The organism is Mesorhizobium sp. M2A.F.Ca.ET.037.01.1.1 (assembly GCF_003998075.1).
GTDB lineage: Bacteria > Pseudomonadota > Alphaproteobacteria > Rhizobiales > Rhizobiaceae > Mesorhizobium.
In genome coordinates this window covers 1-10,317 of record NZ_RZSA01000116.1, presented here as the reverse complement: position 1 = coordinate 10,317, position 10,317 = coordinate 1, and the positions used below count along the sequence as shown (strand labels likewise).

Genomic DNA, 10,317 nt, shown 5'->3' with positions numbered 1-10,317 from the left:
CTCGCACACGATCTCGGCGACGCCGCGCTCGCGAAAGTAAGCAAAAGCCTCTTCCGGGCGTTCAAGCCAGCCGGCATGACCGCTTGTCTCGGACGGCGACATCGTCGGCGGCAGGTATACCAGCCATTGCGGCGCCACCGCGAAGCGGCTCATCACCTCGAGCGCGGCCGAGGCATTTTCCTCGGCCACGACGATCCGACCTTTCAGCTCGGTCTCGATCCAGCGCCGGCCGGAGACGTCCTGGATGTCGAGCACGCCGTCAGCGTCTGCCTGAGCCGATTTTCCCCGGTTTGACGGGCCAAGAGGACGCACAGGCTCCGACCAGGTGCGGATTGCCGACACCTCGACCAGCTCGTGTTCCGGCCAGCGAAGCGCGGTCAGCTTGCCGCCGAACACACAGCCGGTGTCGATGCACAGCGTATTGTTGACCCACTCGGCCGACAGCATCGGCGTGTGGCCGTAGATGACCGCCGTCTTGCCGCGATAGGCGGCCGCCCAATCGGCCCGCACCGGCAGGCCGAATTCATCGATCTCGCCGGTCGTCTCGCCATAGAGCGCGAATTCGCGCACGGCGCCCGAGCCGCGTCCGACCATGTCCTCCTTGAGGCCGGCATGGGCGACCGCCAGCCGGCCGCCGTCCAGCCAGACATGGCTGCGCAGACTGTCGAGGAAGGCCGGCAGCGCCTCCTTAAGTCCGCGATCCTGGGTCTCCAGCTGGTCGATCGTTTGCTGGAGGCCGTGAGCGATCACTACCTTGCGGCCTTCCAGCCAGCGGCCAAGCTTGCGTTCGTGATTGCCCTGGACGCAGTAGGCGGTGCCGGCGGCGACCATGCTCATCGCAATGCGCAGCACGTCGGGTGTGTTGGGGCCGCGATCGACAAGATCGCCGACAAAGACTGCCTTGCGGCCTTCCGGAGGCGACACAACGACACTACGTTCGCCGCGATGCTCAGACCATGTAAGGCTGTATCCGAGTTTGCCCAGCAAGACTTGAAGCTCTTCGGCGCAGCCATGCACGTCGCCGATGATGTCGAAGGGGCCGGCGTCGTGACGCTTGTCGGTCCAAAGCGGCTGGCGCGAGACGTTCGCCGCGTCGATGCTGGCCTCACTGCCAAGTTTCCACACCTGGCGAAAGCCTTCCCGCTGCAGCCCGCCGAGACCTTTGCGGATCTCCATCGTCATGCGTTGGGCCACTCCAGCGCCGAATGGACGGTCCGGCCGCTTCGCGTTACGCGCAACGCAGACATCGACGCCGGGATCGAGCACTATCGCGACGGGCAGGGCATGCCACCTGCGCGCTAGCTCGATCCAGGCCTTGCGGTCGGCCGCCCGCACATTGGTGGCGTCGACGACAGCCAGCTTGCGGTGCTTCAGCCGCTTGCCGATGATGTCGCGCATCAATTCGAAAGCGTCGGCCGACACATCCTGATTGGTCTCGTCGTCACAGACCAGCTCTCGGCATCGGTCGGACGAGACGATCTCGGTCGGCAGGAAATGTCTGGCGGCGAAAGTCGACTTGCCGGACCCGGTCGAGCCTATCAGCACGACCAGGGCGAAATCCGGGATCTCCAGATCTGTCTTGTTGATGTCCCTCATCGGGTGAACACCGCCATCTGTGTCGGCGCGCCGAAGCTGGGATCAACATCGCCGATGCCGCTGATCGCGGGGACATAGCTGTAGGTCTCCGCGATTTTGGCCGCCCAGGCTTCGAACTCGGCACGGCTCCACTCGAAGCGATGGTCGGGGTGACGGAAGGCGCCTGCTTCCAGACCGCTGAAAAGCGCGTTGTGATCGGCGTTCGGCGTTGTCACAATCACCGTCTTCGGCGCGGCTTCGCCGAAGACGATCCGCTCGACCAGAGGCAGCCTGTCCTGGTCGAGTGCTCGATGACCTCGACCAATACAGCGACGTCGGCTTCGGCCCAGCGATTGTCGCGATAGGTCAGCGAGCCATGCAGCAGCGTGACGCGCCCTTCCGGCGGGCCGCCGGCTTCATTCAGCCTCAATCGCCTTGCCGCCCACTCGAGCTCGCGGACCGCAGGGTCCAAGCCGAACAGTTTTTGGACCCACCGCTCGCGCACCAGCCGGTCGAGCAGCTTGCCTTCGCCGCATCCCAGATCGGCGACAACCTTGCCGCCGCTCGCGCGGATGGCCTCGACGACCGCGTCCAAGCGCCGGTCGTGCAGTCGGACTGGCGCCTCGAGCGTCTCCTCAGGGGAGCGGCGGGTTTCGGCTGGCGCCTCCGAGGCCGTGGCTTCGGGGACGAGGCGCGCCAGGGCCGCCCGGGCCAAAACCGATCGGTTGCGCAAATAGCGGCGAGCGATCAGTTCCTTGGCCGGGTGGTGCTCCAGCCATCCGGCACCCCTGGATAGCAGCTTGTCGACCTCGTCGTCGCCGACCCAGTAATGCTTGGCGTCGTCCATCACCGGAATGAGCACATAGAGGTGGTTGAGCAGGTGGCTCAGCCGGCCGAGCCCCGACAATTTCAGATGGCCGTAGCGCAGCCCTCCGTTGCTGGCGCCGGCGGCCTCGATCGGGGTCAGGTCGACGGTCCAGCCCAGCGGCTCGAACAGCTGCCGCACCAACGCCTCGCCGCCGCGCAACGGCAAGGGCGCCACGACAGCCTCCAGCGGCAGATCGGTGTCGGCCAATTGCTGGCGTTCCTTGGAGATGCCGGTCATTGCCGTCCGGAGCATCTTGTTGAGCGCTACGGACAGGAAGGACGATGCTGCATAGGGCCGGTCGTTCACATACTGGTCGAGCAGCCCATCCGCCTGACCCTTGCCTCTGACCAGCCCGATCGGATCGACGTCGAGCAGGAGCGCTGCCTCGCAACGCTCGTCACTGGCCTCCGGATAGAACAGCCATGCCTTGCCGAAGGACAGCTCGGCCTCATGCAGGCGGTCCGGGTGCTTGTGCAGCAGGAAACCAAGATCCGTGGCTGGACGATGCGTGGTGGCAATAGAGAAAAACATGCACAAGCGATAACGCAGCCGATCGGAATAACCAATGGCGGCGGCAAGTTATTTCCATTCCTTTTCAGAGCAACTCGAAGTGTTGGTTACCTTCGACGCTGTCTTGCGAGTGCGAACTCGGTCAGAACGCGACCTTATCCCCGCCCTTGAGCTGCAGGATCTGCCGCGCTTCGTCGGGCGTGGCGATCGAGGCGCCGAGGCCTTCGATGATCTGGCGCACCTTGGTCACCTGCTCGGCGCTGGAGCGGGCGAGCTTGCCCTTGCCGATCCACAGCGAGTCCTCCAGGCCGACCCGCACATTGCCGCCGAGCGCAATCGCCTGCGTGGCGATCGGCAGTTGATGGCGGCCGGCGCCCAGCACCGACCAGTGATAGTCGTTGCCGAACAGGCGGTCGGCCGTGCGCTTCATGTGCGCGACGTCTTCCGGATGCGTGCCGATGCCGCCGAGGATGCCGAACACGCTCTGGACGAAGAACGGCGCCTTGACCAGGCCGCGCTCGACGAAATGCGCCAGCGTGTAGAGGTGGCCGATATCGTAGCATTCGATCTCGAAACGCGTGCCGTTGTCGGCGCAGGTTCGCAATATGTGCTCGATGTCGCCGAAAGTGTTGCGGAAGATGCGGTCGCGCGAGGATTCGAGATAGGGCCGCTCCCAATCATGCTCGAAGGTCTTGAACCGCTCCAGCATCGGGAACAGCGCGAAATTCATCGAGCCCATGTTGAGCGAGGCGACCTCGGGCGCAAAGACCTTCGCCGGCCTCACACGCTCCTCCACGCTCATCGTCGCGGCACCGCCGGTGGTGATGTTGACGACGCAGTTGGAGCGCTGCTTGATGACCTGCAGGAAAGGCGCGAAGGCCTCGGTCGATTGGTCGGGGCGGCCGTCCACCGGATTGCGCGCATGGAGATGGACGATCGCCGCACCCGCCTCGGCCGCCTCTATCGCAGCGGTGGCGATCTCTTCGGCCGTCACCGGCAGATGCGGCGACATCGATGGCGTATGGATCGAGCCCGTGACCGCGCAGGTGATGATGATCTTGTTCCGGTTCGCCACTTTTGATGCCTCAATCTCTTCGCTCTTTGACCTCGCCTATTTGACCGCGCCTTGCGTGATGCCGGAAATGAACTGCTTCGACAGCACGATATAGAGCACGGTAATCGGCAGCGCCGCCAGTGTCAGCCCGGTGAACAGCACCCCCCAGTCGGTGGTGAATTCGCCGACGAACACGGTCAGCCCTTGCGGCAGTGTCTTCAAATTGTCGGAGGTGATCAGGACCAGCGGAAAGAAGAAGTCGTTCCAGATCGGCACCGCGTTCTGGATCGCCACGATGACCAGCGCCGGCCGCGCCAGCGGCAGCATGATCGACCACATGATGCGAAGCTCGCTGGCGCCGTCCATGCGGGCGGATTCTTCCAGCTCGCGCGGCAGAGTGCGCAGGAAGCCGGTCATGATGAAGACGGCCGAAGGGATGCCCATCGCCACATAGACCAGCACCAGCCCGAAATAGCTGTCGACGAGGCCGAGCGTGTCGAGCTGGATGAACAGCGGAATGATCGCCAGCTTCAGCGGCACAGTCATGCCGCTCAGGAAGAACATCAGCACCAGCGAGCTCAGCCGGAACCGGTAGCGGGCGATGGCGTAGCCGGCGAGTGTGCTGAACATCAGGATCAGCGCGACCGAGGCGGCGGTGATGCCGACCGAGTTCGCCAGATAGCGGACGAAATTGGTCTCGGTCCAGACCTTCTCCAGATTGGCGGTCGAGAAATGCGTCGGCAGCGAAAGCGGCGAGGAAAAGATCTCGGCGTTGGTCTTGAACGACGAGGCCACCATGACGAACAGCGGATAGATCATGATGACGGCATTGACCGCCAGCAAGAGCTGGATGGCGCCGTTCCTGATCGTCTCGCCGCGATCCCTCACTGCTCGATCTCGCGGCGGCGCAGGTAGCGCAGGGCGATTGCCGTGACGCCGGCGACGAAGATGAACATCAGAACCGCCAGCGCGCTGCCCTGGCCGAAATCCTGGATGCCGGTGGTCGTGCTGCCGAAGGCCGTGCGGTAAAAATAGAGGCCGAGCACGTCGGTCGAGCCGCCCGGCGAACCGGTCAGGCCGGCCATGACATAGGGGATCTCGAACCAGTTGAAGCTGCCGATGAAGGTCAGGATGGTGACGATGGTGACGCTGGGCGCGATCAACGGCCAGACGATGTTGGTCATCAGCGCGTAGTCGCCGGCGCCGTCGAGGCGAGCGGCTTCCAGCACGTCCTTGCTGATGCGCTGCATACCGGCAAGCAGCACCAGCGTCGGGAAGCCCAGCCAGTGCCAGATGTTGGCGAAGAGGATGCTGCCGAGCGCGGTATTTTCGTTGCCGAGCCACGGAATGACGCCGATGCCGACCAGGCCGAGCAGCTGGTTCACCAGCCCGAACAGCGGATGCAGGAACAGCTTCCACAGAAAGCCGACGATCACCGCCGACAGCACCACCGGCAGGAAGACGATGACCTGATGGACGCGATGGCCCGGCAAGGCCTTGAGCAGCGCGAAGGCGATCAGAAAGGCGGTGCCGTTCTCGAAGACCATCAGCGCCAGGAAGGCGATGACATTGTGCTTGAACGCATTCCAGGTCCAGTCGCTATAGGGCTTTTCGAACAGGACTTGGCGGAAGTTTTCGAGCCCGATGAAGCCGGATGGCCTGAGCCCGTTGAACTCATAGAAGGCGAAGCGGAAGGCCGACAAAAGCGGCCATAGCACGAACAGCACCATGACCAGCAGCGCCGGCGTCAGCAGCGCGGCAATCCAGAGCGACCGGCGCCATGCAAAAGGTTTCGCTGTGTGGCGCCAGCCGTCTGCCATCTCATTTGCCCTGGAACGGCTTGTACCATTTGGCGAGGCCGTCGGTGAGGTCGGCGGCAAGCTGGTCCGGCGTGATCGACCCCGACATCATCTTGGTGATGTCGCCCTGCAGCAATTCCGATGCCGTCGGCTTTTCGAAGCGGAAATAGACGACATTGATATGCGGCATCGCCGTCTCGTTCAACTTGGCGACGTGTGACAGAAGCTCGTCCTTGATGACGACGCCCTTGATCGGCGAGATGTTGCCGAGAAGCGCCGAGAACTTGTCGCCGAACTCCTTGGTGCCCATCCAGTTGACCAGCTTGAGCGCCGCTTCCTTGTTGGCCGACTTCGAATTGACCGCGTAGCCGCCGTCGAAGAATTTCGTGACTTGCGGCGTGTCGCCGGCCTTGGCCAAAGGCGGGGCGACGAAGTCCATGTTGATGGCGGGGTTCTGCGACCGGTAGGTGGCGATGTCGAAGCTGCCGCCGGCGAGCATCGCCGCCTTGCCGCTCAGGAACAGCTGGCCGGCCGTCTCATAGTCGATGCCTTCGAAGCCGTCGGGCATATAGGGGCGCAGCTCGAGCAGCTTGCCGAGTGCCGCGACATAGCGCGGATCCTTGAAGGTGGTCTTGCCGCTGGTCAGGTCGCTGACGAAGTCGGGCCCAAGGAACGGGTTGGTGAAGATGGCCACGAACATTTCGTTGAACCAGCTGGTGCCCATGCCGTTAGCCAAAGGATAGATGCCCTTCTCCTTCAGCGCCTTGCTGACGGTGATGAACTCGTCCCAGGTGGTCGGCGGCGTCAGCCCCGCCTTGGCGAAGACGTCCTTGTTGATGAACAGGCCAAGCGTCTGCGAGGCGAAGGGCAGCGAATAGACCTTCTTGTCGGCGCGGTAGGTGCCGGACACCAGCGCATCCGCCGGCTGGTTGGCGAGCGAGGGTACGGTCGCCATGTCGAGCGGCTCGAAATAGCCGGCCTTCACGAACTGCTCGAGCCAACCATAGGCGTGCGTGTGAATGACGTCGCCGCCCTTGCCGCCCGCCAATGCCGTCGAGACGATGGTCGGGTAGTTCTCGTCCGGGAAGGACTCGAACTTCACGTGGATGTCCGGGTTCGCCTTGGTGAAGTCGGCGAAGAGCTCGTTATAGGCGGCCTTGTCTTCCTGGCGCCAGGTCCAGAACGAGATGTCGGTCGCGTGCGCCAGACTTGTTGCAAATCCCCATGCGAAAGAGGCGGCCGCGAGGGCCAGGCCGATCCTTCTCCTGCTCATCTTCCTGATCTCCCATTCAGCGCTTCATGCGCTTCGACGGGGTTGATCAAATCATAGTTCTTGCCGTCTGGAAAGATAGTTTGTAAAGTTTCCTAACTAACGTGGTTGCAGTGTTCGCGCGAAGCTTGGGCGGCGCGGCTGGCGAAGGGAATGTGCGTGGATCGGAACCTGCTGGTGGGCGTGGACATAGGCGGCACCAAGACGCGCATCATGGGGCGTCGCGGCGACACCGTGTTGTTCGACAAGACGGTTATCACCGACGAATGGCGGATCCGCCAGATGGAGGCCGATGCGGCGAAGCTGTCGGCCATCGCCATGGATCTTTGCGGCGGTTCAGCGCCTGCCGCGGTTGCGGTCGGCGCGCATGGCTGCGATACCGACGAGCAGTGCCGGCGCTTCCAAGCGCTGCTGTCGGCCAATCTGAAAACCAGCGTGCAGGTGGTCAACGATGCCGAGCTGATGGTGCCTGCCGCCGGCTTTGTCGAAGGCATCGGCGTTGTGGCCGGAACCGGTTCGATCGCGGTCGCGCGCACGGCCGAGGGCAAGATGCTTGCCGCCGGCGGCTGGGGCTGGATCCTGGGCGATGAAGGAAGCGCGGCGGCGCTGGTGCGCGAGGCCGCCAAGGCGATCCGCCGCGCTCTCGATCGCGGCCAGGAGGGCGATCCGCTGATTGCGATGCTTATGCGCGAGATCGGAACCGACGACCAGACCAAGCTCGGCATCTTGCTCAACGAGACACGCGGCGCCGCTGCCTGGGGCCGCTATGCCAACGCTGTCTTCGATGCCGCGAACGCCGGTTCGCCGCTCGCTTCGCGCGTCATCGAGGAAGGCGGGGAGGGGCTCGCGGCGCTTGTGCAACTGCTGATCGAACGCGGCGCCGATCCGTCGCTGGTCGTCGCCGGCGGCGGCGTCATTGCCGAGCAGCCGATGCTGTTGGAAGCTTTCGTCAAGGCGATGGCGTCCGTGTCGCCGGCAAGCCGCGTGGTCCTGCTGCGCGAGCCGCCGGTGATCGGCGCGGTGGCTTTGGCCGGACGTCTATTCGCGGGCAAGAAGCGTGGCGACGGCTGAGGGCGGATCGAGGAGCATTGACATGAAGCGTATCGGTTACCGCCCCGCGGTGTTGCGCCAGGCCGAAAGCCTGGAAATCGGAAGGCAGGCCGTGGCAAGGGCGCTCGACACGGTCGACCTGTCTGGCTTTGCCGACGGCACGATCGGCTTTGCCGGCATTGGCGCCAGCTATCAGGCGGCCCTCGCGGGCGCCTTCTATCTGCGCCAGTTCGGTCGGCGGGGTTTCGCCTTCGTGCCGACCGAACTCTATGGCCGGACGGATGCGGCGGCGGATGCCTTTGTCGCCCTGTCGGCCTCCGGCCAGAGCCGCGAAATCGCCGATGTGATGCGGGAGGCGAAGGCCTATCCGCGCCTCGCCATCTGCCGCGGCGCCGACAATCCGCTGGCCGACATCACCGGCGCGGTGATCGCCATGGCATCGGGCGCCGACAATGGCGCCAGTTCGACCGGCTACACCGGAACTCTGCTCGCGCTCGGCATGCTGGTCGACAAGATCGCCGGCGGCTCCTTCGACTGGGCGCAACTGCCGGAGGCGGTCGAGCGGCTGTTGGCCGATGGTTGGGAGAGCACCGGTCGGGCGGCAAGGCTGCTTGGCGGTCGCGCCGCCATCGACATCGTGGGTGCCGGCATTGGCTTTGCCAATGCGGGCGAGGCAGCGATGCTGATTCGCGAGGCGGTCCGGATTCCCGCCTCCGGCTGGGACACGCTGAACTATCTGCATGGCCCGATGGAATCGCAGGACGCCGCCACCGGCCTGATCGCCTTTGGCGAGGACCGCGAGGTCAAGATCGCGCAGGACGTCGCCGGCTTCGGCTGCCCCTCGGCGCTGATCACGCAACGGACCGATATCGCTGCCAGGGAGAAGCTCGCCGTGATCGTTATCCCGGCGCTGGGCAATGCGATCGCGGACGGCATCCTGGAGATCGTTGCGCTGCAGATGGTCGTCGCGAACATGCAGGACGCGGCCGGATTGACCGACATTACCTTCCGCTACCGGCAAACCGATACCAAGCTCAAGCCCTGGTCGCCGACGGAGCTTTAGTTCTTCGGGACGCCAAGCTTGTTCGCTCAGTAGGGCGCATTCGCGCAATCCGCCGAAACGCAGCACAATGGTAATGGTCGCGGTTGATTCGTGATATGCGAGCCGGCGCGATCGGCCGAGCGCCGAGAGGATGAAGGCGGAACAACGTCGCAGATGGCTCCATCCGAAATCCCCAGCCTGACGGAAAGCGCCCGCGCCGTGCTGCGCCTGCTGGCCTCGCAGGGGCCAGTGACCCGGCCGAAGCTCGGCTCGATGCTGGAACTCTCCAAGCCGACCATGTCGGCCGCCGTTTCCGAGCTCAGCGCGCTTGGCCTTGTCTCGTCGCGTGGGACGGAACGCGGCGCCATCGGGCGGACCGCCACCATCTATGGCATCGGCCCAGGCGCCGGCTATGTGATCGGCATCGATGTCGGCGCGGCACAGGTGCGCGCCGTCGCCTATTCGATGGATGCCCAGCCCCTGGCGACGGTGGAAGAGAGCATTCCGGACGGAGCGACCGTCGACGAGACCGGGGCGTTCATTCTTGCGGTAGCCAAATCGATCCCGGCCAAGGTCGGCAAGGCTTTTCGCACCTTACGCAGCATCGCGGTTGCGGTGCCGCGCATCGTCTCGCACAGCCGCCTCGGCAATGGCCAGGGCAACGGCCCGGACGCGGTGCTCCACGCCCTTCGCCGCAAGATCGATGTGCCGATTATCCTCGAAAACAACGTCAACTGCGCGGCGATCGCCGAAAGGCATTTCGGCGCCGCGCAGGGTCACGAGACCTTTGCCTTCCTGCAGGTCGGCGTTCGCGTCGGCCTGGGCCTGATCAATGAAGGCCGGCTTTATCGCGGCGCCGGCGGCGCTGCCGGCGAAGTCGGCCGCATGCCGTTTCCGTGGTCGGCCAGCGAAGTGCCTTTTCGCGAGGGGCTTGAGCACTATCTCGGCTCGCGGGCGCTTGTCGAGCGCAGCCGACAGACCTGGCCGGCGGAAGAGGGGACCCCGCCGAATTCGGCCAAGGAATTGTTCGCGCTGGCACTGGCGGGGTCGCGGCCGGCCGCCGAGGCTGTCTCGCGCCATGCCGCCGATATCGGCCGGCTCGCGGCCGGCTGCATCGGCATGCTCGACCCGGGCCTGATCGTGCTTGGC

General features: G+C 64.6%; 10 protein-coding genes. 3 read left to right on the top strand and 7 right to left on the bottom strand.

What is annotated here, in order from left to right; translation table 11 throughout:
- The 7 genes from EOA27_RS08690 to EOA27_RS08665 all read right to left on the bottom strand — a co-directional run.
- The coding region (locus EOA27_RS08690) for a polynucleotide kinase-phosphatase (RefSeq protein ID WP_127255962.1) at positions 1-1,596 on the bottom strand (1,596 nt) is incomplete at its 3' end.
- Positions 1,593-1,811 carry a hypothetical protein gene (locus EOA27_RS42025; RefSeq protein ID WP_245466984.1) on the bottom strand — a complete coding sequence of 73 codons (219 nt, stop codon included), beginning with the start codon at positions 1,809-1,811 and terminating at the stop codon, positions 1,593-1,595. The genes EOA27_RS08690 and EOA27_RS42025, both read right to left, overlap by 4 nt.
- Positions 1,812-1,813: 2 nt before the next feature.
- A complete protein-coding gene (locus EOA27_RS08685) occupies positions 1,814-2,974 on the bottom strand; it encodes a 3' terminal RNA ribose 2'-O-methyltransferase Hen1 (protein ID WP_245466986.1) in 1,161 nt (386 codons plus the stop codon).
- 121 nt (positions 2,975-3,095) lie between these two features.
- Positions 3,096-4,028, bottom strand: coding sequence for a 3-keto-5-aminohexanoate cleavage protein (locus EOA27_RS08680; protein ID WP_126059869.1), 933 nt, complete (start codon positions 4,026-4,028; stop codon positions 3,096-3,098).
- Positions 4,029-4,064: 36 nt separating this feature from the next.
- Positions 4,065-4,895, bottom strand: a complete 831-nt coding sequence (locus EOA27_RS08675; RefSeq protein WP_126081763.1) for a carbohydrate ABC transporter permease — start codon at positions 4,893-4,895, stop codon at positions 4,065-4,067.
- Positions 4,892-5,827 carry a sugar ABC transporter permease gene (locus tag EOA27_RS08670; protein WP_126081764.1) on the bottom strand — a complete coding sequence of 312 codons (936 nt, stop codon included), beginning with the start codon at positions 5,825-5,827 and terminating at the stop codon, positions 4,892-4,894. Before EOA27_RS08670 ends, EOA27_RS08675 begins: the two co-directional genes overlap by 4 nt.
- A gap of 1 nt (position 5,828) precedes the next feature.
- Complete coding sequence (locus EOA27_RS08665; RefSeq protein ID WP_126081765.1) at positions 5,829-7,079, bottom strand: extracellular solute-binding protein; 1,251 nt, start codon at positions 7,077-7,079, stop codon at positions 5,829-5,831.
- A 156-nt stretch (positions 7,080-7,235) separates the two neighbouring features.
- Between EOA27_RS08665 and EOA27_RS08660 the strand changes: the two genes are divergently transcribed.
- The 3 genes from EOA27_RS08660 to EOA27_RS08650 all read left to right on the top strand — a co-directional run.
- Complete coding sequence (locus EOA27_RS08660) at positions 7,236-8,147, top strand: BadF/BadG/BcrA/BcrD ATPase family protein (protein ID WP_245466987.1); 912 nt, start codon at positions 7,236-7,238, stop codon at positions 8,145-8,147.
- Between the two features lie 22 nt (positions 8,148-8,169).
- A complete protein-coding gene (locus tag EOA27_RS08655) occupies positions 8,170-9,189 on the top strand; it encodes an SIS domain-containing protein (protein WP_127255960.1) in 1,020 nt (339 codons plus the stop codon).
- A 153-nt stretch (positions 9,190-9,342) separates the two neighbouring features.
- On the top strand, positions 9,343-10,317 hold a 975-nt coding region (locus EOA27_RS08650), incomplete at its 3' end, for an ROK family transcriptional regulator (protein WP_145970291.1).

Excerpts from the sequence above, each read along its gene's own strand:
- EOA27_RS08685 (WP_245466986.1), bottom strand. The coding sequence starts at position 2,974 with ATGTTTTTCTCTATTGCCACCACGCATCGTCCAGCCACGGATCTTGGT.
- EOA27_RS08670 (WP_126081764.1), bottom strand. The coding sequence starts at position 5,827 with ATGGCAGACGGCTGGCGCCACACAGCGAAACCTTTTGCATGGCGCCGG.
- EOA27_RS08665 (WP_126081765.1), bottom strand. The coding sequence starts at position 7,079 with ATGAGCAGGAGAAGGATCGGCCTGGCCCTCGCGGCCGCCTCTTTCGCA.
- EOA27_RS08655 (WP_127255960.1), top strand. The coding sequence starts at position 8,170 with ATGAAGCGTATCGGTTACCGCCCCGCGGTGTTGCGCCAGGCCGAAAGC.